The sequence below is a fragment of the Devosia sp. ZB163 genome (genome assembly GCF_028613635.1).
Classification (GTDB): Bacteria; Pseudomonadota; Alphaproteobacteria; order Rhizobiales; family Devosiaceae; genus Devosia_A.
In genome coordinates, this window is sequence record NZ_JAQRMY010000003.1 from 745,069 (window position 1) to 766,329 (window position 21,261).

At 65.5% G+C, this 21,261-nt stretch carries 21 protein-coding genes; 11 read left to right on the top strand and 10 right to left on the bottom strand.

Annotated elements, in window-relative coordinates:
* Nucleotides 1-235 precede the first annotated feature (235 nt).
* On the bottom strand, nucleotides 236-682 hold the full coding sequence (locus PRN20_RS17435; RefSeq protein ID WP_273958880.1) for a hypothetical protein: 447 nt from the start codon (nucleotides 680-682) through the stop codon (nucleotides 236-238).
* 280 nt (nucleotides 683-962) lie between these two features.
* Between PRN20_RS17435 and PRN20_RS17440 the strand changes: the two genes are divergently transcribed.
* Together PRN20_RS17440 and PRN20_RS17445 are read left to right on the top strand one after the other, a co-directional pair.
* Entirely contained in the window at nucleotides 963-2,699 is a 1,737-nt protein-coding gene (locus tag PRN20_RS17440) for a tetratricopeptide repeat protein (protein ID WP_273958881.1), read from the top strand.
* Nucleotides 2,700-2,710: 11 nt separating this feature from the next.
* Entirely contained in the window at nucleotides 2,711-3,712 is a 1,002-nt protein-coding gene (locus tag PRN20_RS17445; RefSeq protein ID WP_273958882.1) for an MDR family oxidoreductase, read from the top strand.
* Between the two features lie 3 nt (nucleotides 3,713-3,715).
* Here the strand turns inward: PRN20_RS17445 and murD are convergent, their stop codons facing one another.
* Genes murD through PRN20_RS17460 form a run of 3 tightly spaced genes read right to left on the bottom strand, consistent with a single transcriptional unit; the run spans nucleotide 3,716 to nucleotide 7,243 of the window.
* Nucleotides 3,716-5,029, bottom strand: coding sequence for a UDP-N-acetylmuramoyl-L-alanine--D-glutamate ligase (gene murD, locus PRN20_RS17450; RefSeq protein WP_273958883.1), 1,314 nt, complete (start codon nucleotides 5,027-5,029; stop codon nucleotides 3,716-3,718).
* The gene (locus PRN20_RS17455; protein WP_273958884.1) at nucleotides 5,019-6,347 is read right to left on the bottom strand and encodes a hypothetical protein; all 1,329 of its coding nucleotides are present in this window, start codon (nucleotides 6,345-6,347) and stop codon (nucleotides 5,019-5,021) included. Before PRN20_RS17455 ends, murD begins: the two co-directional genes overlap by 11 nt.
* Before the next feature lie 2 nt (nucleotides 6,348-6,349).
* Entirely contained in the window at nucleotides 6,350-7,243 is an 894-nt protein-coding gene (locus PRN20_RS17460) for a metallophosphoesterase family protein (RefSeq protein WP_273958885.1), read from the bottom strand.
* Between the two features lie 85 nt (nucleotides 7,244-7,328).
* On the opposite strand from PRN20_RS17460, the gene PRN20_RS17465 reads away from it, so the two are divergent.
* On the top strand, nucleotides 7,329-7,802 hold the full coding sequence (locus tag PRN20_RS17465) for an NUDIX domain-containing protein (protein WP_273958886.1): 474 nt from the start codon (nucleotides 7,329-7,331) through the stop codon (nucleotides 7,800-7,802).
* Nucleotides 7,803-7,862: 60 nt separating this feature from the next.
* Here PRN20_RS17465 and PRN20_RS17470 read toward each other — a convergent pair whose 3' ends face one another.
* Nucleotides 7,863-8,291, bottom strand: coding sequence for a cupin domain-containing protein (locus PRN20_RS17470; protein WP_273958887.1), 429 nt, complete (start codon nucleotides 8,289-8,291; stop codon nucleotides 7,863-7,865).
* Nucleotides 8,292-8,401: 110 nt separating this feature from the next.
* Here PRN20_RS17470 and PRN20_RS17475 point away from each other — a divergent pair, with 110 nt between their 5' ends.
* From PRN20_RS17475 to PRN20_RS17505, 7 genes are all read left to right on the top strand, one after another.
* Nucleotides 8,402-9,931, top strand: a complete 1,530-nt coding sequence (locus PRN20_RS17475) for a winged helix-turn-helix domain-containing tetratricopeptide repeat protein (protein ID WP_273958888.1) — start codon at nucleotides 8,402-8,404, stop codon at nucleotides 9,929-9,931.
* Between the two features lie 286 nt (nucleotides 9,932-10,217).
* Entirely contained in the window at nucleotides 10,218-11,393 is a 1,176-nt protein-coding gene (locus tag PRN20_RS17480; protein ID WP_273958889.1) for an aminotransferase class V-fold PLP-dependent enzyme, read from the top strand.
* 22 nt (nucleotides 11,394-11,415) lie between these two features.
* The gene (locus PRN20_RS17485) at nucleotides 11,416-11,940 is read left to right on the top strand and encodes a hypothetical protein (protein ID WP_273958890.1); all 525 of its coding nucleotides are present in this window, start codon (nucleotides 11,416-11,418) and stop codon (nucleotides 11,938-11,940) included.
* Between the two features lie 119 nt (nucleotides 11,941-12,059).
* Nucleotides 12,060-12,662: a glutathione S-transferase N-terminal domain-containing protein gene (locus PRN20_RS17490; protein WP_273958891.1), complete on the top strand. Its 603-nt coding sequence runs from the start codon at nucleotides 12,060-12,062 to the stop codon at nucleotides 12,660-12,662.
* Nucleotides 12,663-13,073: 411 nt separating this feature from the next.
* Nucleotides 13,074-13,634 carry a GNAT family N-acetyltransferase gene (locus tag PRN20_RS17495; protein WP_273958892.1) on the top strand — a complete coding sequence of 187 codons (561 nt, stop codon included), beginning with the start codon at nucleotides 13,074-13,076 and terminating at the stop codon, nucleotides 13,632-13,634.
* A 75-nt stretch (nucleotides 13,635-13,709) separates the two neighbouring features.
* Entirely contained in the window at nucleotides 13,710-14,336 is a 627-nt protein-coding gene (locus PRN20_RS17500) for a CoA pyrophosphatase (protein ID WP_273958893.1), read from the top strand.
* Nucleotides 14,333-15,529 carry a CCA tRNA nucleotidyltransferase gene (locus PRN20_RS17505; RefSeq protein ID WP_273958894.1) on the top strand — a complete coding sequence of 399 codons (1,197 nt, stop codon included), beginning with the start codon at nucleotides 14,333-14,335 and terminating at the stop codon, nucleotides 15,527-15,529. The genes PRN20_RS17500 and PRN20_RS17505 overlap by 4 nt, the downstream gene beginning before the upstream one ends.
* Here the strand turns inward: PRN20_RS17505 and PRN20_RS17510 are convergent.
* On the bottom strand, nucleotides 15,526-15,714 hold the full coding sequence (locus PRN20_RS17510; protein WP_273958895.1) for a DUF1059 domain-containing protein: 189 nt from the start codon (nucleotides 15,712-15,714) through the stop codon (nucleotides 15,526-15,528). The two genes, PRN20_RS17505 and PRN20_RS17510, sit on opposite strands and share 4 nt — an antisense overlap.
* Before the next feature lie 267 nt (nucleotides 15,715-15,981).
* On the opposite strand from PRN20_RS17510, the gene PRN20_RS17515 reads away from it, so the two are divergent.
* A complete protein-coding gene (locus PRN20_RS17515) occupies nucleotides 15,982-17,031 on the top strand; it encodes an HD-GYP domain-containing protein (RefSeq protein WP_273958896.1) in 1,050 nt (349 codons plus the stop codon).
* Between the two features lie 23 nt (nucleotides 17,032-17,054).
* Here the strand turns inward: PRN20_RS17515 and PRN20_RS17520 are convergent, their stop codons facing one another.
* The 4 genes from PRN20_RS17520 to PRN20_RS17535 form a co-directional block, all read right to left on the bottom strand.
* Entirely contained in the window at nucleotides 17,055-18,521 is a 1,467-nt protein-coding gene (locus PRN20_RS17520) for a hypothetical protein (protein ID WP_273958897.1), read from the bottom strand.
* 67 nt (nucleotides 18,522-18,588) lie between these two features.
* A complete protein-coding gene (locus PRN20_RS17525) occupies nucleotides 18,589-19,758 on the bottom strand; it encodes an AAA family ATPase (protein ID WP_273958898.1) in 1,170 nt (389 codons plus the stop codon).
* 36 nt (nucleotides 19,759-19,794) lie between these two features.
* Complete coding sequence (hemF, locus tag PRN20_RS17530; RefSeq protein WP_273958899.1) at nucleotides 19,795-20,673, bottom strand: oxygen-dependent coproporphyrinogen oxidase; 879 nt, start codon at nucleotides 20,671-20,673, stop codon at nucleotides 19,795-19,797.
* Entirely contained in the window at nucleotides 20,670-21,140 is a 471-nt protein-coding gene (locus PRN20_RS17535; protein ID WP_273958900.1) for a tRNA (cytidine(34)-2'-O)-methyltransferase, read from the bottom strand. Before PRN20_RS17535 ends, hemF begins: the two co-directional genes overlap by 4 nt.
* Nucleotides 21,141-21,261 lie beyond the last annotated feature (121 nt).

Here is a 21,261-nt window from a genome sequence, read left to right on the forward strand (position 1 = left end):
TTGGCGGTCGTCGTGTGAGGGAACACGACGAGCCGCACTGTTGAGCCGACGCTTGGGGTCGTCGGCTCAGCCATCTAGCGCTGCAGGGATATCAGCGCCGGACGGTAGCTCAGTCCCCAGGGTGCATGTCCCCGGTTAGGCGGGAGAACGGAGAGCGCGTTTGGGAATGCAATCGGCAGTGGCCTGCCAGTATGCAACGCGCTCTCCGCCGGCACGTAACCTGTGGACGCAGTGATTACGTGCCAACCGCGTCCAGGTGCTGATTGCGCACCCAGAAACCCACGATTGCCGCCGCTTCGCGACGGAAGAAGTTGATGTCGGCCTGACGCTCGAACACAGCGTCGGCACCGGCCGACAGTAGAAAGTCACGCGTCTCGCGCTCTTGCGACGGCGCAATGGCCGCGATCAGCAACGCCCTGCCGTCGCCCATGCCGCGCAGCTTGACGATGAAGTCACGCGTCGCGGTAGAAGAACCCTTGAGGTCGACGATCACCAGTCCGGGGATCGTCGCAGAATCGTCCTCGAGCAGCTTGCCGATCTCGGCAGTTGCCAAAGCTTCGCCGTTCAGCCAGCTCACCGACGGCGCGCCATGGGCGAGCAGCATCCGGATCATCAGCCGGGCAGAATGTGAGTCGTCGTCGACCAGCGCCATGAAAGGCTGGTCGGCACCAATCGCGTCCATGATGGTTCCTTCTTTGCCGTGTCGCCACGGCACCGCCGAAAACTCGTCAGATAGTCGGTAACCTGTCGCAAGCCGCCTTGGTGCCGGAACGCCTCGTTGCGTTACCCCGAAGCCGAGACCGTGGCCTTGGTCTGGCTGCCTGCACCTTGCTGCGACGAGGCCCATATGATGCTTCGACGACAGTAGGGGTAGGCAAACAGGGGTAACAAGGCCGTAACGTGCCTTGCGATTAACATGTAAATCGCTGAGTCTGATCAGGAGTGCCCGTGTGGGGGTCCAGTTGGCCGAAACGCTGCCGTCTCGTTCCGAGATCGAAGCTGCCCTCGCACGCGTGCGGGAGTGGCCTGGTCTGGCGCGCTCGCCCCAATTGGCGAAGTTTCTCAACTACATAGTCGAGGCAAAGCTCAACGGGAACGAGGCCGGAATCAAGGCCTACGCGATCGCTGTCGACGTGTTCGGACGGCCGCAAAGTTTCGACCCGCAGAGCGATCCGATCGTGCGGGTTCAGGCTCGCCGGCTGCGCGCGGCGCTCGAGGAATACTATGCCACAGAAGGAGCCGGCGAGACGGTCCGGTTTTACCTTCCGGTGGGACGTTACATCCCGGAATTCGTCGGTCCGGAGGATCGCGTCGCTCCAGCGGTGGGTGAATCACTGCCGGCGGCGCCCCTCATGGGCCGGGATGCGAAGCGCGAGGAGGCGAAGCCGCTTCTGGCCCAGATCGAGGACATCGTGCTGGTCGTTTTGCTGGTCGCCGTGGCGCTGGGAGTCGCGCTGGCGCTGACACAGGTCCTGGCCCCGCGACCGGTGCGGAAGGGCGTCCCACAGCCGCCGCAGGTGGCGGTGGCTGAGTTCACCTCCGTGGCGGCGGGCGGGCAACCGGCGGTGAGCGTCGCCGGGCTGGCTGTCGAACTCGTCACCGATCTCGATCTCTTCCCCTATATCGAGGCGACTTACCTGCCGCGCCTCGACATAGCCGGCCCTGGCGCGTCCGCTCCGTACGAACTCACGGGCATTGCGCGCACCGAGGGGAGCGATGTGCAGATCACGGCGAGTCTCAAGCGCGCAGGCTCGGATACTGCGGTCTGGAGCATGACGCAGAGCGTGCCCATCGAGTCAGTCGCGGGCAGTCTCGACCGGCTGTCGCAGGCCTTCGCCGATCAACTGGGAGCCGTAGGCGGCCCGCTGCATGCAGAGGCTATTGCCTGGCTCCAGGCCAATCCTGACCTGAGCGGCAGCGAGACCGAATATCTGTGCTCGCTGCTGTTCTCGCTCTATCGCGACCACGGAGGCGATGCTGCCTACGATCGGGCAAGGACGTGCGTGTCGGGACTGCTGCGCCTCCAGCCACAATCTGCGGCAGCGCTGTCGATGAGCGCCAGCCTGCTGCTTGATGCCACGTTCAGGATTCAGCCGCCGGATCGCCCGGATCCCGAGCCTATCGCCCAGGCCGGGCGGCAGCTGACCGCCGCCCTGCGGGCTGCGCCCACGTCCAGCCAGGTCTGGCGCGAGTATGCGTTCTACCTCGACGAAGTCGGTCGGTTCGGGGAGGCGGAGGCCGCATTCATCTCGGCTCTGCAGCTCAACCCGGCCGATCTCGACGCGCTGGCGGGTTATGGGCGGATGCTGTCGCTCAACGGCGAGTCGGAGCGCGGCGAGCGCCTTGCCGAGGAGGCGCTGCGGCGTTCCATCGCTCCACCCTACTGGTACCATGAGGCGACGGCGGTGAATGCGCTGCGCAGCGGGGACAATGCACGGGCCCTGGCTGAGGCAGAACTCCTGACGGTCGGCGACGCCGAACTCGGGTCGGTGATCGCCGCGGTGGCGGCCCACAGGGTGAACTCGGTCGACGTGCTGAACCGATCAATTGCACAATTGCTGGAAGTGACGCGTTTCCGTCGTTTCGGTATCCTGCCAGTGCTTCGCCAGAGGCTGGGCGATGCCGAGCTTGTCAGCCAGATCGGCAAGGAGCTCGCCGCCGCCGGAATCGACCAGGCGGCACTGAACGGCCCGTACTGACCGGAGTGTCCATGCCTTTCACCGCCCTCGTCACCGACCGCAACTCGACCGGCGGGGTGACCAGCCGGGTGGAGGAGGTCGACGAGACACGGTTGCCGGAAGGCGATGTTCTCGTTGCGGTGGATTGGGCGGGCCTCAACTACAAGGATGCGCTGTGCCTCAGCGGGCAAGGCGGGCTGGTGAAGACATATCCGCACGTCGCCGGCATCGACTTCGCCGGGCGCGTGGTGGAGAGCAGCGATGGGCGCTACCACCCGGGCCAGGCGGTGATCCTCACAGGTTGGCGGGTCGGGGAGACACGCTGGGGCGGCTATGCGCAGCGCGCGCGGGTCAATGCCGACTGGCTGGTGCCGCTGCCGCGGCGGTTCTCGACGCGCACGGCGATGATGCTGGGTACGGCTGGCCTCGCCGCCATGCTCGCGGTCAACCGGCTGCAGGCTGAAGGCGTCCGGGCCGGAGAGGGCGAGGTGCTGGTGACCGGCGCGGGCGGCGGCGTCGGGAGCATCGCCGTGCTGCTGCTGGCCCGGCTGGGCTATGATGTCGCCGCCCTCACCGGGCGTCCCGAGCTTGGCGAGCAACTCATGCGTCTCGGCGCCAGCCGGATTGTTGCCCGAGACGAGATTCTTACGCCGAGTGGCAAGGTGCTCGACAGGGAGACGTGGTCCGGTGCGATCGACAATGTCGGCGGGCCACTGCTGGGCGAAGTGCTCAAGAAGATCAGCCATGGCGGGGTGGTTGCAGCGGTGGGCAATGCCGGCGGCCGCAACTGGGATGCCAGCGTCATTCCGTTCATCCTGCGCGGCATATCGCTGTGTGGCGTCGATACGGTGATGCTGCCCTATGACGAGCGGGTCGCGGCCTGGGACCGGCTGACCAACCTCTTCGTGCCGGCTGCGTTCGAACCGCTCCTGACCGAGGCGCGGCTGGAGGATGTGCCTGGGCTGGCCGACAAGATGCTTGTCGGCGGCGTGGCCGGCCGCGTCGTCATCGATCCGCGCGACCCGCCGACCTGACCGTCAGGCGCCGAAGTACTTTTCTGCCAGCCGGACGAAGGCGGCGCCGCGTTCCTCGAAATTCCTGAACGCCTTGCCGGCCGTCTCGAGCTGCCCGTAGCTCGGGGCGCCCGGCGACAGGATCACCGTCTCGAACTTCGCCTGCCGGCCGGCGAGAGCCTTCAGCGCATCATCGAGCGTGCCGGCTTCGATGACCTCGATTTCCGGGGCAGCGGCGTAGGTGAGCGTCGCAAGCCGGTCGCCGGTCACGGGGAGGCAGACAAGGACGGTGACGCCGCGGTGGGCGAGGAGCTGGGAGAGTTCGGAGTAGTCCTGGTGCCGCTCGTGGCCGCCGGCGATCAACGCGATGCGGCCGCCCTGATAGGCGGCGAGCGCCGCCTTGGTGGCTTCGGGCGTGGTCGAGATCGAGTCGTTGACGAAGGTCACTTCGCCGACCTTGTGTTCCTCCAGCCGGTGCGGGAGCGGGGCGAACCGGGCGATGCCACGGACCACGCCCTCGAGGTCGGCGCCGGCCTTGAGCGCGATCTGGGCGGCAAGCAGGGCGTTGTTGAGGTTGTGCTCGCCCTTGAGGCGCGAGCGCGCCACGGCCGCGGCGATGCGATCGTGGATGAAGGGGGCAAGCTCGGGAATGAGGCGCTTCCGGTCGCGCAGCGCTTCCATCACCAGCGGATGGTCCAGCGCGCCGACGCCGAGGGCGACGGGGAAGGGGGCGTCGCGATCGATGAGGTTGAGCTTGTCCGAATAGTAGCGCTCGACGCTGCGATGCCAGTCCGTGTGCTCGGGCGAAAGGTTTGTAATTGCTGCGATATCGGGCGTGAACGCCATGTCGGCGGTCTGGTAGCTCGAGAGCTCGAAGACGACGATCTGGTGCTTGTCGGCGATCTCGAGCGGGGCGAGCCCGACATTGCCGGCGAGGCCGGCGTCGAGGCCGGACTCCGTCAGCATCAGGTGCACGAGGGTGGCGGTGGTCGACTTGCCCTTGGTGCCGGAGATCGCGATGACCTTTCGGCCCTCACGGTAGGCCTCGCCCCAGAGGTTGAGATTGGAAGTGACGGCAATGCCGGCCTCACGGGCGACGGCGAAGACGGGCCGGTAGCGCGAGACGCCGGGGCTCTTCACGATGGTGGAAAAGAGCCTTGATTCAATGGCTTGGGTCAGGTCGGCAGGGGCGATGAAGGTCGTTTCCTCGACATCGGCTTCGCCGCTGTCGACGGTGACATAGACATGGGTGCCGGGGGCCCTGGCCTTGATGAAGGCGCGGGTCGAGCGGGCCTCGCGGCCGGCGCCATAGAGCAGGACGGGTTCGTCAAAGCGCATGCGGTGCGACTCGCTCGAAGATGGTCTTCGGGATGAGATGTTCTGGGCTATTGATCATCAGCTCGGCAAGGGCATCCTCGAGGCGGATCTGGCCGTACTGAGTCAGGAGATCGGGCTTGAGCGTTGAAACGATTGGCTCATTTTCCCATTCCGGCATCCGGGTAAGGGCGTAGAGGCAGGCCGCGGCTTCCTCGATTTCACCTACGCATTCCCACGGTTTCTGGCCCGCGAGGCCGGTCAGCTCGCGGAAGCTGCGCTCGTGGCTGGGCTGGGCGAGGAGGTCCTGGCCGAAGATGCCGACGAGGCGTTCCTTCGTCATCACCGGGGCGAAGATCAGGAACACGAAGTGGCATTTGGGGCAGTTGCCGCACCAGAGCGGGCCGGTGTTGCCGGCGAGCTTGAAGTTCTCGTTGCAGCTCGAGAACACGTGGTCGAAGCGCTGTACCCGGGTGAACAACCGGGCGATTTTGGCTTCCGAGTAGGGGCGAAGCAGCGAGAAGTAGCCCAGACTTCCGCCGGTGGATTCGGACAGTACGCGGGCGATGAGGTTTTCGAAGTCGAGCGACTTGGAATGCTGGTGGTTCGCCTGCCGCCCGTCGAACTCGACGTTCCCCTCGCTGGCCGAGCGCTCGTTGGAGAGGATGATCCGGTTGTGCCGGAAGAGGAGGGCGGTGAGCGCGGCGATCATCGAGTTGATCGCCGTCGAGGGTACGTGGCCGTTGTAGTAGCCGGGCTCCTTGCCGAGCCGGATCATCTCCGGATCGAGCCGGCGCGAGACGTAGAGCGGGCTGCGGCCGATGCGGTCGATGCTGGAGAGGATCGGGCCCTTGGGGTTCACCGCGAAGGGCGTGTAGTCGATGCCTGCCGCCTCGAGCAGCTCGACGCTCACGAGCGAGTCCTTGCCGCCGCCGATGGGCAGCAGGGCACGGTCCTCGAGTTGCGGCGCAGCAGGGGGCGGGCCGTGGTCCTCGGGATCGTCGATCTCGATCTGGCCGAAGCGGATCAGGTTGTTGCGGGCATAGAACTCGGCGAGGCCGTTCTCGTAGACGTCGAGCGCGAAGTCGTGTTCGCGCACTGTCACCGGGAAGGGCACCACGACCTTGAGGGGGGCGCGGAGCTTGAAGTAGCTGACGCCGAGGACGATGGCGGTGAGCTGCAGCAGCTTCATGAAGGACGGGGTGGCGACGACCGTCATGTCGCCGCCCGACGGGAAGGTCAGCACTTCGGAAAAGGACAGGCTATCGAGCCGATAGCGAAACGTCGCGGTGCCCGTCGACGGGTCGAAGACGGGGTGCTCGATGAAGAAGGTCTCGCTCACGCTCAGTAGATCCTCAGGCTCAGACGCAGCACAATATCGGTCGAAAGGCGCTGAAAGCCAAACTCGCGCAGCGTGCACTGCCAGGACGTGCCGAGCCGCTGGATCGAGAACAGGTTGTAGCGGGCCGGATCGTGCCCGCCGGTCTCGCCCTGGGCGGCACCGGCCGCAGCGACGCCGACGACCGGGACATCCCCCTTGGGCCCGGGGATCGCATAGATGGAGGATTGGTGGGTGTGGCCGTGCAGTATCAGCTCGGCGCCACTCTCGGCGATGGCCCGGCGGAAGCGCTTGGCGCCATAGAGCCCAAGGCGCGGATGGGCCTGTTCCTGGTTGGGCGGATGGTGGATGAGGACGACGCGGAAGTAGCCGCCATCGCCGAGCAGCTTCAGGCAGCGTGCGAGCCGCTCGGCCTGGTCTTCCTCGAACTTGCCGGCGGCGATCCAGGGGGCGGTCGGGACGGCGCTGTTGCACGAGACGATGGCGACATCGCCGACACGGCGCACGAATGGGAAGGCGTGGTCGTCAAGCGTTTCGCCGGTGACGTAGCCGTCCCAGCGGTCGATGGCCTTCTGGAGCTGGCCCTTGATGTAGGCGTCGTGGTTGCCCGGGCTGATGCAGACCTGCTCGGGCGGGCCGACGGTCTCGAGCCAGTTGTAGGCGGCGTTGATCTCGGCATCGAGCGCGAGGTTGACGAGATCGCCGGTGACGACGGTGAAATCGGGGTTCTGCTCGCGCATGTGGCGGATGAGCTTGGTCAGCCCTTCGCCCGCGAGCGTCTTCTCGCGCTTGATCTTCCAGTTGAGGAAGCCCGTGATCCGCTTGCTCATCAGGTCCCGCGCCCGAACGGGGGGCAGCGGCGCCAGATGGACGTCGGAGAGGTGGGCGAGCGTTATCATTGCCGGGGTAATGCCATGCGGAGCGGTGCATGGAAATGCCTTAGTTTGTGCCGTAGGTATTTGCCTGTTCAAGAGAGGCATGCCCATGAAGATGAGCCGCTGGCAGCGGGCACGGACGACTGCGCACCTTTTCCTGGTCGGCGTTCGCCGCCGTATGGTGCTCGGTGCGCGCGCAGTGCTGGTCGACGACGGCCGGGTGCTGCTGCTCCGGCACACCTACACGCCAGGCTGGCACTTCCCCGGCGGGGGCGTCGAACCCGGCGAAACGGCCGAGGAAGCAGCACGGCGCGAGGCGGAAGAAGAGACCGGCTTCCGCGTCGAGGGGCCCATGAGCATGCTCGGGCTCTATCTGCACAAGCACGAGGCGACGGACCGCGACCACGTGGCGGTGTTCGTGGCGCGCGCGCATCGACAGGTGAAGCCGTTCCGGCCCAACGGCGAGATCGCCGAGATCGGCTGGTTTGCCTTCGACGCGCTGCCCGAGGGGGTGAACTCCGGCACGGCGCGGAGGGTGGCGGAGGTTGCGGCGGGTGCGCGGGATGTGCCGGGGTTGTGGTGAGAGGGGCACGGACAGTCGGTGGCCGGTCGTCGCTGCCTGGCAATCCGTGCCTGCACCTCCTTAGGTCAGTCGCGCCATTTCGACGAGACGGGCGTCGAGTTCGGGCAGCATGACGACGCTTTCGTTGGCGTTCGGATCGGTGCGCGCGCCCATGAACACGGCTGGAGTGTCGCTAGGGTTCACCGCGACGTGCGGCAGCCCAGCCGGGATGAACAGGTAGTCCCCCGGACGAATGACATCGCGGTGCTCAAGTTTGGCGCCGGTGAAAAGCTCTACCTCGCCTCCGCTCATCATGAAGAGGGCGGACTCGTGCGCTGCGTGAAGGTGCGCGCTGGTACGCCTGCCGGGCGGCAGGGAAATGATGCCCAGCCACAGCCCGGCGGCGCCAGCCGTCTCGGCGCTGACGCCAGCAGAGTAGATCGAACCCTGCTCAGCCTGTGCCGGAGTGCCGGCACCACGGATTACCTTTGCCTGACGCTCGGTGATCATGCCAGTTTCCTCCGGGATGAACCTCGGAGCATCCTGGCGGCTGCGGCCGGTCGTTGTCTTGAAGCCGGCTCCGAAAACCTGCGAGAAGTTCCGAAAACGCATTGGGGGAAATGTCCTCGCGCTGCTTCGTATTCGGCTCTCATGTCCTTGATGTCGATCGCGAACGGCTCACCCGTGATGCGCGACCGCTTGCGGTCGGCGCCCGGGGCATGGCCATGCTTGGGACCTTGCTGGCTGCCCGTGGCAAGGCAGTCGACAAGTCGCAGCTGATGGAAGCTGCGTGGCCGGGGCTGGCCGTCGAGGAGAGCAATCTCTCCGTCCAGATCGCCGCGCTTCGCAAGCTTCTCGGTCCGGCCCCCGACGGCACGGCGTGGATCGAAACGGTGCCGCGGGTCGGCTATCGGTTCGCCGGCGAGGTGGCGTCGGAGGAAAGTCCCTCGGCGGGGCTCGATCCCGTCACTCGTTCGCCACGAGCCAGGATCGCCGTGGTACCGTTCGACAACGTCAGCGGCGATCCGAAGCAGGAATACTTTGTCGACGGCATCACCGACGACATCATCACCGCTCTTTCGAGATTCAGATGGTTTCTGGTCGCATCGCGCGGCAGCAGCTTCGCCTACAAGGGCCTCGGCAAGGATCCCAAGGCCATCGGCAGCGATCTGGGCGTGTCGTTTCTGGTCGAGGGCAGCGTCCGCCGCGCCGGGCACAGGGTGCGGGTCACAGCCGACCTTGTCGAGGTGGCCAGCGGCACAACGGTCTGGTCCGAGCAGTACAACATCGAGGACTCGGAGATCTTCGCCGTCCAGGATGCGATTGCCGAGCGGGTGGCGGGTGCAGTCGAGCCCGAACTGCTGAGGCGAGATTCCATTCGCGTCGCACATCACACCGGCAACCTGACAGCCTGGGACCTTGTCCGGCAGGGCACCTGGAATTTCCACAAGGTGTCGAAACCGACGCATGTCGAGGCTCGCAGGCTGTTCAGCGCCGCGTGCGCGCGCGATGAAGCCCTAGCTGAGGCGCAGTTCTGGAGGGCGCGGGTCAACGCCGGTCTTGTCGCCTACGGGTGGTCGACCGATGCCGAGGCCGACCTTCGGGAGGGGCTGGAGGCGGCATTGCGGGCCATCTACCTGGACGGCCAGAACCCGTACTCGCACTATGCGCTGGCGATCATCTCGGTCTATTCAGACCGCCAGCCGCAGGCTGTGCTTGCTGCCGAGAGGGCCGTTGAACTGAGCCCCAGCTTCGCGCTTGGACACCTCGTGCTTGGCATGTCGCAGCTGTTCAGCGGTGATGCCAAGGCCGCCATCGGCCCGCTGGCCCATGGCCTCCGCCTAAATCCGCACGATCCCCAGAACCCAGTCTGGTTCAACCTGCTTGCCCTTGCCCACTTCTTCTCAGGCGACACGGTTGCCTCACTGGACACCGCTCGCGCTGCCCTGAAGATCCGCCCGGACTCGAAGCCGCTGCTGCTGACCCTTGCTTGCTGCCATGCGGCGCGGGGCGAGTGGGACAATGCTCGGAGCACGGCGCGACTGGCAGGTGACGTGCAGGTCAAAGGGAACGACGCGCTCGAACCGATGCGCCGTCACAACCCGGAGTGGGACCGCCGCATTCGCGCGCTTCTCGAACGGACTCGGTGATTGTTGCGAAGGCCGAGCCGCAAATGGCCGCTTCTGGCCCAATGCGACGTCCGGAGGCATCCGGTGTTGTTTGTATCAGCAGTCCGACTAGATCGGTTCGTTTGATGTCGGCACCAGGTCCAGCTGTGCGGCCAACACGGAACTTTCGAGCATATGAAACCCGAAGGCAGGGAAGCCGCGACCCGGTCCCCTGGCCGGGAGCGGGAGAGTTCCCTGACGACGTCGAAGTTCGCCGAAGGGCAGATCGCCTTTGTGCTCAAGCACGTCATTCGGGCAGAATCGGTGAATGCAGCAGCCGTCCGCAATGGGTAGGCTGACGCCCAACGAATGGATTCGCCATTTTCGCGAGGGGGTTCTGCGGGTGGGCATCTACGAAGACCTGGGCATCAAGCCGATCATCAACGCGTCAGCAACACTCACCAAACTTGGTGGATCGCGCATGCCCGGGGAAGTCCTCGCGGCAATGAATGCGGCTGCTGGCTCATTTGTCGATCTGCCACTCTTTCAAACGCGGGTCGGCGACCGTATCGCCGAGCTCACCCGGAATGACGCGGCATTCGTTTCCTCAGGTGCGGCAGGCGGGATCGTGCTCGCGGTCGCGACTCTCATGGCAGCGCCGAACGAACCCGATCCGATGGCGTATCCAATGCTCAAGGGCATCACCAAGAACGAAGCCATCGTTTTCACTTCGCAGCGTAACGGCTACGACTTCGCGATTCTTCAGACCGGCGCCTCTCTCGTTGAGTGCGACGACACACTCGAATCGTTCGAGGCGGCCATAACCGGCCGTACGGCGTGCCTGGTCTGGTTTGCCGGGGCGCTGGCAGCGAAATCTCCGCCGATCGAGGATGTCATCGCGATCGCCAGGAAGCACCGCGTCCCGGTTCTGGTTGACGCCGCTGCCCAGATTCCACCGGTTTCGAGTTTCTGGCACTACACAAAGGCCCTCGGCTGCGAGGGTGTCGTCTTCAGTGGCGGCAAAGGTATCCGTGGGCCGCAATCTGCCGGTCTGGTTCTTGGGACCAGGGAATTGATCGCAGGTTGCCGCCGACTTTCAGCGCCAACGCAGGGCATCGGTCGACCTCTGAAAGTCGGAAAGGAAGAACTCGCCGGAATGCTGGCCGCCGTCCGGTACACGCTGGATCAGGACGAAGACGCGGTTCTCCAAGGCTACGAGTCGGTCGTCCAGAACTGGATCGGAGGGCTCGCCGGAATCGCGGGAGTGACGACGGAACGCGGCTTCCCAAGTGAAGCTGGTCAACCTCACGCCCGCGCAATCGTTCGTCTCGATGCCGGATTCAGGAAGACGCGCGACCAGGTCGTTGACGAACTCAAGACCGGCGATGTCTGGATTGAGGTAGCTGCACTGGAACCGAACGCCATAGCCTTGAATCCGCAGACGCTGACGAGCGAAGAGGCCGATGTCGTTGCTGCTCGATTGCGGCAGGTTCTGACAAGCTGATCAAGTCTCCAGGAAATCATCGATGGCATTCAATGTCCGCAAGCGCGGCAAACTCACCTATTACTATGAAGGCGATCGACCTGTTCTCTCGGCGCTGGTCACCGAGGAACAGGCGGATGGCGACCTCAAGATTCATTTCGCTGGTCTGACAGGTGGCTACTCAGCCAAGGGCGTATTGGGACTCAGCGAACTCGTGTCGATGGATCCCCACCAGGAAGTCGCGCTGGTCTTCAGGTGCTGGGAGAAGTGGTTGGTCGAGGCGGGAATCTGCTCGTCCTTGCAGGATATCGACTTCATCGAGATGCACGCGTTCGGTGCCCAACCGAAGACCCCGAACATCCTCGCCGACCCCGCCGGATATGCTGCTGAGCAGGATCGCCTTCGGAAAGCCTACGCCGAGGCGTACTCAGCCTTCTTCGCCGATCACCTTCCCGAAAATGGGGTTCCCTGCCGCTTCACAGTCCATCTGATCGATTTCCCGGACAAGGCGGCCTCGTACGAGTTCTATTCGACCGCGCTCCTTCAACGCGCATTGCAGAAGGGTTAGTTCTCACTAGTCCACGGGCGGCGAGGACATATTGCCGCTCCCACTGGCGGTGTGGATGGCCGTGACCTAGCAAGCAGGGGCAGTCATTCGGCTGGGTTACACAACTACCAAGGTTACCAATGAAACTGTTCTACGCGCCCGGCGCCTGCTCGCTGGCGTCGCATATCATCCTCAACGAAATCGGCCAGCCTTTCGAGACGGAAGCCGTCGACCTGCGGGCCAAGAAGACCGCTGCCAACACCGACTACCTGACGATCAATCCCAGGGGCGCCGTTCCTGCTCTCGAGATCGCCGAGGGCACCGTGCTGACACAGGGGCCAGCCATCCTGCAGTGGGTGGGAGACGCATCCAGCATTGCCGCGTTCAAGCCGGCGGTCGGTACCCTCGAGCGGGCACGGCTTCAGGAGGCCCTCGGCTTCATCGGCGACCTGCACAAGGCCTTCGGCGGCCTCTACAAGCCGAACATGACCGCGGACGAACGCGCAGCGGTGGTCGCCGAAATCACGCGACGCCTCGGTCAGCTCGAAGCCATGCTGCCCGAGAGCGGTCCCTATATGCTGGGCGCATATACCCAGGCCGACGCCTATGCCTACACCATCGTGCGCTGGGGCCAGGGCCTGATCGACCTCGCTGCCTACCCGCGCCTGTCCGCCCTGATGGCCGCGGTCGATGCCCGCCCGGCAACGCAGGAGGCGCTGCGCGCCGAAGGCCTGGCCGCCTGATCACCGGAGCGTCGAAGGGGCGCCGTTCTCCTTCGACGCGCCGGCCTGTTCTGCTTCATTGCCAACGCCAAGAGCGCCTTCCCTTGCGAACGAGAGGGGCATTTGCAGCTTGTAGCCCGGTCGCATTGTCTGCCTGTCGCCTCACTATCACCACGACCGGTCTTTAGCTCGGCGGCCGGCGATTTTGCGCGGGGGCGCGACATCGGAGGAGAGCGGTCTTGATTTTCGGCTGCATGTCCATAATTTTGCGTGGACGCATTGCCCGGCTGGGTGCTAATGCGCGTTTCAGGCGTCAGGAGGCGCCCAGGATGGAGAAGGCTTTTTACGTGATCCGACGACCGTGATGGTCGCTCGCCCGGCAGCGCTGATGCCGGCCACGTATGTCCTTGTCTCCAGTTCCTGGACCCATTCATGACCGCGCCGTCTGTTTTCGTCGCTGCCGAGGCAGCGCCTCCGCAACCGGGCTCGCCCGATGTCCGGCTCGCCACTCCCGAAGATGACCAGTTCGTCGAAGCCCTGCAGGCCCTTGCGTTCGGGCCTGGGCGCTTTGCACGTACGGCGTTCCGGGTGCGCGAGCGCTTCCCGATCGATCCGTCGCTGAGCCTCATCGCCGAAGTGAACGGCATCGCCTGCGGGTCGGTGTGGATGACGCCGATCAGCGTGGGCGGTCTCGACGGGTACCTCCTGGGGCCGCTCGCGACGCATCCGAACTTCCGCAAGCGCGGCGCCGGCAAGCTGCTGGCGCGCGAAGTCACGCGTCTCGCGCTCGAGCGGGGGGAGGGCGGCTTCGTGCTGCTCGTCGGTGACCGCGACTATTATTGCCCGCTCGGCTGGGTGCCGACGGAACTGGGGGCGATCGAGTTCCCCGGACCAGTCGACCCCGCGCGCGTGCTGGTCTATTCTGCCGATCCCACCATGGCCGCGCGGCTTTCGGGGCCGATCAAGGCATTCGGAGCGGGCAAGCGGTCATAAACGCTTCTGTTGGTCGCGCGATCGTGGCGGATTGGTCCGCAGCTTTTCCCGATCACGCTCCGAGAATGGTGTCCGGTGCAGGACGAGGACGCGCTCATTACGAGAATCAGCAACCGGCTGCTGCGTGAACCGCAGCCGCTGGACGCTGGCGCAGCCATGCTGCCCGACTGGGCGCCGGAGATTCCGCACACGCGGCCGCCCGTGCCAGCAGCGGTGCTGATCGGGCTGATCCGGCGACCCGGGGGGCTGTCGATCCTCTACACCGAGCGCTCCCCCGACCTGCGCGCCCATTCCGGGCAGATCGCCTTTCCGGGCGGCAAGATCGACCCGACCGATCGCGATGCCGCCGACGCGGCGCTGCGCGAAGCGTGGGAAGAGGTGCAACTGGAACGCAGGGATGCGCGGGTGCTCGGCTTCCTGCCGCTCTACTTCACCGGCACCAACTACCTGATCACGCCGGTGGTGGCACTGGTCGAACCGAGCGGGCCGTTCGTGCCCAATCCCGGGGAGGTGCGGTCGGTGTTCGAGGTGCCGCTCGACTACCTGATGACGCCCGGCAGCTACACGACGTTCCGCATCAAGCGGAACGGCAAGGAACACAACTCGTGGCAAATCCAGCACAGCGGGCTTGTCATCTGGGGCATAACAGCGAACCTAACGCGTCGCTTCCATGATCTGGCGCTGAGCCCGGAGACCGGTTGATCAAGCCACGTGACATCGAGAGCCGCCTCAAGCGCGCCGAGTGGCTGATGCGGCCGGAAACGCAGCGCATTCTTGCGCTTCTCGATGGCTCCTCGCACCGCACGCGAGCCGTGGGCGGGATCGTGCGCGACACGCTGCTCGATCGCCCGCGGGCGGCGGCCGATATCGACCTTGCCACCGAGCTCCGGCCGGAAGAGGTGAGCGAGAGGGCGAGGCGGGCAGGGCTCTCCGTCTATCCGACGGGAATCGAGCACGGGACGGTGACGCTCAAGCTCGATTCTGTGACGGCGGAGGTGACGACGCTGCGCGAGGATGTGGAAACGGATGGACGGCATGCCGTCGTCCGGTTCGGCACGGACTGGCGCCAGGACGCGCTCAGGCGCGACTTCACCATGAATGCGCTCTATGCCGGAATGAACGGCGTGCTGTTCGACCCCCTGCATGGGCTCGACGACTGCCTCAGCGGCCGGGTGCGGTTCATCGGCAAGCCGGCAGAACGGATCGCCGAGGACCGGCTGCGCGTCTATCGCTTCTTCCGCTTCTCGGCGAGCCACGGGAACGAACAGCTCGATCGCGAGGGGCTTGCCGCGTGCACGGTCGCGGCGGGGACGCTGGGGAGGCTGGCCGCCGAACGCGTGGGCGCGGAGATGCGACGGATGCTCGGGCTCGACCGCGTGGCCAAGACGTTGCGCGCCATGCGCGACGCAGCGGTCCTCGATCTGCCCGAGGTCGCGATCGACCATCTGCACAGCTATGAGCGACGGGTGCGAAAGCCGCAACTGACGGCGCGCCTCGCCATCGTGAGCGCCGAGACCGGCATCGAGCCGTTGAGGGCGATGTGGCGGCTGTCGAACGACGAGGTGAAGTCGGCCGAGAGCGTCCTTGCGGCCGCCGGGCTCATCGGTGACTTCGCGCTAAACGAGGCGGCCTACCGGTATCCGGGGGCGCTGACGGATGGAATCGACGTCGCGGCCACGCTCTCGAACTGGAGCGAGGCCGGCAAGCTTGCCGTGGTGGAGCAATTGCAGCGGCTGGACGTGCCCAGGTTCCCGATCGGCGGCAACGACCTCGTCGGTATCGGCATGAGCCCCGGCAAGGCGCTGGGGGCCGAGCTGCAGCGGCTCGAACGTGCCTGGATCGAGAGCGGCTTCGCCCTCGATCGCACGGCGCTGCTGGAGATGGCGCGGGGTTAGTTCAGGGCTTCGCCCTTCTCGTGCACCCGGGCCTTGATCTCCTCGATCATGTTGGGGCGGACGACTTCCTCTTCGTGCGCGGTGCGCAGGTGCTCGGCGGCACGCCGCACCACCTCCGCGCTCTCCTCGGCTTCGGTGTGCCAGGTGCAGCCCGGAACGAGAGTGCCACATTCGAAAGACTTCATGACCAGCCTCCTTCGTTGGTGACAGGTGATGGGGCCACAACAATGCGGCGGTGACGCGGCAGGATTCGCCGTGGTTATGCTCCGGTGATTTACTGCAGAGAAACGAAATAGAGGCAACATAGATGGGGATGATGCATGTAGTTCATTTTGCCCATGAGCGTGAAATCGCACAACTCATCTGATGATGGTCCCTCGCGGCTCGTATTCGTCTGCGATGTGGACTATCTCGAACATGCTCGGGAGCTATCGGCTCGGCTGGGCGCGCCGTTGCGCCTGATTGGCGAAATTGCGCCGGAATACCTGCAGAATGTCGATCACGTCGTCGTGGATGCCGATCTGCGCGACATGGAGTCGATCCAGATGCTCAAGCGTGCGCTGGACAGGGTGCCAGCGATCCGTGAGCGCACATATCTTGTCGACGGCGGCAACAGCGAGAGGCTGCTCAAGGTACAGGCCAATGCGCTGGGCGCTACAAGGCACATGCTGAGGCGCTTCGCACTGGCGGAACTGCAGCGCGAGTATTCGTTCGTGGGCCGCCGCCGCTCGCCGCGTGTCACCGGGTCCCTGCGCGGGGCGCCGGGCGGGGTTTCGATCATCAAGGCCGAGGAATCGCTCGAGGCCCTGTTCGAAGGGCTGCTGGGAGACAGCGCGATGTCGCTGCAGGGCGTTTCGCTAGCGGCAGCAGGCGTGCTCGCGAGCGTATCCGAAGTGGGCGCAGGGCAGTGGCTGGACACCGTGCGCAAGCACCACGAGGGGACGTTCCAGCACTGCCTGCTCGTCACCGGAGTGGCGGCCGGCTATGTGCGTGGCGCCAGGCTCAGCTCGGCGCAGGCCGGGGCGCTGATGAACGCGGCGCTGCTGCACGATATCGGCAAGGCGGCGATCCCGAGGCAGATTCTCGACAAGCCCGGAAAGCTCACGCCGGAGGAGTTCGAGGCGATCAAGCGGCACCCGGGCGCCGGCTACGAGTACCTGAGGAAGCACGGCAAGGTGTCGCCGGTGATCATGGATGCGGTGCATCACCATCACGAGGCGCTCGACGGCAGCGGCTATCCGGACGGGCTCAAGGGCGAGCAGATCGCGCCACTGACGCGCATTCTCACGGTGTGCGACGTGTTCGCGGCGCTGGTCGAGGCCCGGGCTTACAAGACGGCGCGGACGCCGCAACAGGCGGTCGAGGTGCTGATCGACATGACGCTGACGAGCAAGGTGGACTATGAGCCGGTCCGGGTGCTTGCGGCCAGCTTCGGCATCGAGCTGCCCGCCAATGTCGGCGGGTTGGTCAAGCAGGTTGCGGGCGTCAAGCCGCTGGGGTGATCGGTCGGTCGGGCGAGGCTCTCTCAGTCTGGCAGGAACAAAGATGGGTGCGACCGCCTGATGACGCCAACCCTTGGCGCTTTTGCGATCAGCAGCGGGTTCGACGCCGCCGGTATGTCCAGGGAGAACGCCACCGCAAGCAGCATCATCGCCGTGTCGTAGTCCCACTTTGCGATGTAGAGATCGGCGAGGTCGGTCCAGTACCACGGATTGTAGGGATAGGCCTCGATGCTCCGCACCATCAGCGGCAACGGATCGGACGGCAGGCCGGCAGAGGCGGCCCCTTCCTGGAACTCGCCGCCGAACTTCACTAGCGCCAGAGCAAATGTCTGCCCCAGCACCGGATCATCAGCAATGTCCGAGCGCTGGGCGGTCATCATAGCTGCCATCGCCATCACCTGATCGCCCGACTGTTCTGCCCTGGCGATCGCCAGCGCCCCACCTACTGCGGGCTCAATCTCGGCGAAGGCAATCAGGTTGGCGGAGAGCACGCAGGCGGGGGTCTTGTTTTCAGCCGAGCATGCCTGGAGAAGCTCGGGGAACATGGCTGAGGTCGGAAGGAGCGCAAGTACGGCGCTGCTGCCGTTGCCCTCCTGTGCCATCGCATACAGGCGCCGCCCCCAACTCTCGCTTGTCGGTACGCCGCCATCCGCAGTGCCCGCAACGGCCGCCTGCGCCGTCAGGGCGAGTTCAGGAGTGGTCGTCGCCGCGAGCCGGTCCGCCGATGTGTTTCTGAGGTCGGCCGTCAGCGGATAGGGCGCGGCGCTGGGGCCGGCGGCCTCCAAGGTCAGGGTTTCGGTCACCGACCCTCCCACCTGTTCATAAAACACCTGCAACTGGCGGGGTGCCGATGTCATACCTCCGAACTCTGCGGAAAGCGCAGGATGAAGCGGTAACGTGGCCACCAGCGTCGGCCAAAGTGCGGCGGGGACAGCGCCGCCCTCGCCGAGCTGGATAGTGCCAATCGTGCGCCCGTTGCAGGTTGCGGTTATCGAGGTCTTGTCGCGGTCAATAGTGACATTGCCACGGAAGCCGTCGCCCTCGGGCAATCTCGAACGCAATTCGGTTTCCGAATCGCAGACGTCACCAACACCGACCGTATCGAGCAAGCGTTGCATGCCCTTGCGGTTGACGATCTCGGCCGCGAGAAACGCCGCGTTGCCGACCTTGTTACCGGAGCTGAAGGTGCCCCGGGTGGTATCGATGAAGAACCAGCTCAGCAATCGGTAGTCGTGCAGAGTGGTGCGGCTGCCATCGCTGTAGAGTGCCCAATCATTGGCAACATCAATCACGACAGTGGCGACCTGATCGGCCTCGTCATTGTTCTTGGTGGTTCGCCGAAAGGTCAGTCGGTGCGTTGCGGCCTCGGGGGTGCTGCGTTGAAGCGCAAGTTCCTGCGGCGTCGCAAACGGATTGAGAAAGGGGATCTCTGCCGACCGTACAGACGTTGCCGAAAACATCATCGCTACGAGGAATGTCAGCTTCCACATGTGATCACCGCTCCATCGGATCGGCGAAGACTACACTGGCGCCGGAGGATACTGCCAGCGAGAGCTTTTACTCATCGTCGAATACGCCAATTGGGCTGAGGCCGCGGATGCCGGTGCCTTCCTCCGTGCGGATGACTTCGCGGGGGGCGACCCCGCTTTCCTCGGCGATGGCGTCGGCGAGGGGCTGGGAGTGGGTGACGACCCAGACCTGGGCGCGGCCGGCGGCCTTGACGATGGTCTGGGCGAGCGCGGGCAGAAGGTTGGGGTGGAGGCTGGTTTCGGGCTCGTTGAGGGCGACGAAGGGCGGCAGGCGGTAGGAGAGCAGGGCGCCCATCAGGGCGAGGAACTGCAGCGTGCCGTCGGAGAGTTCGTGGGCCCAGAAGGTGCGCTTGGGCGTCTCGGGGAAGATCAGGCCGAAGGTGGCGAACTCGCCGGGCTCGGGCACGACCAGTTCGGTGCCGGGGAAGGCGAGATCGATCGCAGCGTCGAGGTCCACGGTCTCATGCCGGATATGGCGGAGGGTGGCGAACACCGCCGCAAGGTTCGATCCGTCGGAGGCGAGGATGGGCGAGGTGATGGCGCGGGAGGGCCGGCGCAGCGGCGAGTCCGTATCGGTGCGAAAGCCGTGGAAGAAGCGCCAGTTGCCGAGTTCCTGGCGGACGGTGGCGATCTCGGGGTAGCCGCCGCGGAGCGTCGAGAGCGCGGTTTCGCTGGCCAGGGCGCGTTCTTCGACGATCTCGCGCTCGCCCTGGGCGCCGCGGGCCCAGATGGCTGGGCCAGTGCGCTCGAGCAGGCGGACGTCGCGCTTGCCGGAGCGGATGTCTAGGAACTCGGACTTGATTTGGGCTTCGCCGGAGAAGGCGGCGTCGTACGGGCTGGGGAAGCCGAGCTCGATGCCGTAGGTCGGGGCGAAGTCGTCGATCTCGAGGCGCGCCTCGAGGGTTAGGCGGGAGCCGCCCTCGCTCTTGCGGTAGCCGTCGGTCCGGTAGCGCGCGTCGAAGCGGCCGTCGTCGGTGAGGTTGCGGCCGCCGGCCCAGAAGATGGAGGCGAGCCCACCCTCGCGGGCGATCTCATCGGCAAGCCTGCCGAGGGCGGCGGCGTGGAGCAGTTCGATCGAGCGGTAGAGGTTGGTCTTGCCCACGCCATTGCCACCGATCAGCACGGTGAGCTGGCGGAGCGGCATGCGGAGCCTGCGGACCGACCGAAACCCCTTGATCTCGATGTCGGTCAGCGTCATGCGACCCCCACGGTCCCCTGGTCGTCGCGCCCGGTCCTACGGCCACTTCACCTCGGGTGGCATGGAGGAGAGGATAGAGGTGACGTTGCCGCCGGTTTTCAAGCCGAAAGTGGTGCCGCGGTCGTAGAGCAGGTTGAACTCGACGTAGCGGCCGCGGCGGATGAGCTGCTCTTCGCGGTCGGCCTCGGTCCAGGGCGTCTCGAAGTTGCGGCGGACGAGCCAGGGGTAGACATCGAGGAAGGCGCGGCCGACGTCCTGGGTGAAGGCGAAGTCGGCGTCCCAGTCCCCGGAGTTGTGGTTGTCGTAGAAGATGCCGCCGATGCCGCGGTGCTCCTTGCGGTGGGGCAGGTAGAAGTAGTCGTCGCACCATTTCCTGTAGCGCGGGTAGTCGGCGCCGTGGGCCTCGCAGGCGGCCTGGTAAGCGGCGTGGAAATCGACCGAGTCGGGGTCTTGCTGGGTGCGGCGCCGATCGAGGACCGGGGTGAGGTCGCCGCCGCCGCCGAACCACCACTTGCCGGTGACGATCATGCGCGTGTTCATGTGCGCCGCCGGAACATGGGGGTTCCAGGGGTGGATGATGACGGAGACGCCGGCGCTCCAGAACTCGGCGCCGGCTTCGGTGTGCGGCATCTGCCGGGCGAAATCCTCGGAGAAATGGCCGTGGACGGTAGAGATGTGGACGCCGGCCTTCTCGAAGACGCGGCCGTGCAGCATGCCCATTTCGCCGCCGCCACCCGCGTCGCGGTGCCACGGCGTGATCTCGAACTTGCCGGCGGGGCGATCGGCGTGCGGACCCTGGACATCGGCCTCGACGGCTTCGAGCGCGGCGCAGAGCTGGTCGCGGAAGCTGCGGAACCAGCCGGTGGCGCGCTCCTTGCGTGCGTCCATCTCGGCGGCGGTGCTGGTCTCGGTCATCTCAGTCCTTCAAATCCATTGGTCTGGCGCAGGGCCTCTCCCAGTACCAGCGTTGCGGCGACGGCTACATTGATCGAGCGCAAACCCTCCCGCATCGGGATGCGAATCCTGAGGTCGGCCGCCGCGGCGACATGGTCCGGCACGCCGGCGCTCTCGCGGCCTACCATGAGAATGTCGCCGGCGGCGTAATGCGTGCCATATGCGGTCTGGCTCGCCCTGGTGGTGAGGAGCACGAGGCGACGGCCGGTTTCGGCCCGCCAGCGCTCGAAGGCGGCGTAGTCGTCGTGCTCCGTGTACTCGGCGTGGGCGAGGTAGTCGAGGGCCCCGCGCTTCAGCGTTTTGTCGGAGAAGGCGAAGCCCGTGGGGTGGATGACGTGGATGCGGACGCCCAGGCAGGCACCGAGCCGGAGCAGGGTGCCGGTGTTCTGGGCAATGTCGGGCTGATAGAGGGCGAGATCGATTGCCATTAAACCTGACTTGTTTTGTTATCTTTTCTGGCGGTTGCTATAGTGTCGCAGCGGTTGAAAGTCACCTTTCCCACGGCTGGACAAGGCGTATCCATAGTGTCAAAAGAACGCCCAAATCACG

What these genes read in the sequence shown, in the direction of transcription:
- PRN20_RS17525 (WP_273958898.1), bottom strand. Translation starts at nt 19,758, where the DNA reads ATGACGCTGACCGACATCGAGATCAAGGGGTTTCGGTCGGTCCGCAGG.
- PRN20_RS17435 (WP_273958880.1), bottom strand. Translation starts at nt 682, where the DNA reads ATGGACGCGATTGGTGCCGACCAGCCTTTCATGGCGCTGGTCGACGAC.
- PRN20_RS17520 (WP_273958897.1), bottom strand. Translation starts at nt 18,521, where the DNA reads ATGTGGAAGCTGACATTCCTCGTAGCGATGATGTTTTCGGCAACGTCT.
- PRN20_RS17465 (WP_273958886.1), top strand. Translation starts at nt 7,329, where the DNA reads ATGAAGATGAGCCGCTGGCAGCGGGCACGGACGACTGCGCACCTTTTC.
- PRN20_RS17535 (WP_273958900.1), bottom strand. Translation starts at nt 21,140, where the DNA reads ATGGCAATCGATCTCGCCCTCTATCAGCCCGACATTGCCCAGAACACC.
- murD (WP_273958883.1), bottom strand. Translation starts at nt 5,029, where the DNA reads ATGCGCTTTGACGAACCCGTCCTGCTCTATGGCGCCGGCCGCGAGGCC.
- PRN20_RS17470 (WP_273958887.1), bottom strand. Translation starts at nt 8,291, where the DNA reads ATGATCACCGAGCGTCAGGCAAAGGTAATCCGTGGTGCCGGCACTCCG.
- PRN20_RS17510 (WP_273958895.1), bottom strand. Translation starts at nt 15,714, where the DNA reads ATGAAGTCTTTCGAATGTGGCACTCTCGTTCCGGGCTGCACCTGGCAC.
- PRN20_RS17475 (WP_273958888.1), top strand. Translation starts at nt 8,402, where the DNA reads ATGTCCTCGCGCTGCTTCGTATTCGGCTCTCATGTCCTTGATGTCGAT.
- PRN20_RS17490 (WP_273958891.1), top strand. Translation starts at nt 12,060, where the DNA reads ATGAAACTGTTCTACGCGCCCGGCGCCTGCTCGCTGGCGTCGCATATC.
- PRN20_RS17485 (WP_273958890.1), top strand. Translation starts at nt 11,416, where the DNA reads ATGGCATTCAATGTCCGCAAGCGCGGCAAACTCACCTATTACTATGAA.
- PRN20_RS17480 (WP_273958889.1), top strand. Translation starts at nt 10,218, where the DNA reads ATGCAGCAGCCGTCCGCAATGGGTAGGCTGACGCCCAACGAATGGATT.
- hemF (WP_273958899.1), bottom strand. Translation starts at nt 20,673, where the DNA reads ATGACCGAGACCAGCACCGCCGCCGAGATGGACGCACGCAAGGAGCGC.
- PRN20_RS17460 (WP_273958885.1), bottom strand. Translation starts at nt 7,243, where the DNA reads ATGATAACGCTCGCCCACCTCTCCGACGTCCATCTGGCGCCGCTGCCC.
- PRN20_RS17495 (WP_273958892.1), top strand. Translation starts at nt 13,074, where the DNA reads ATGACCGCGCCGTCTGTTTTCGTCGCTGCCGAGGCAGCGCCTCCGCAA.
- PRN20_RS17445 (WP_273958882.1), top strand. Translation starts at nt 2,711, where the DNA reads ATGCCTTTCACCGCCCTCGTCACCGACCGCAACTCGACCGGCGGGGTG.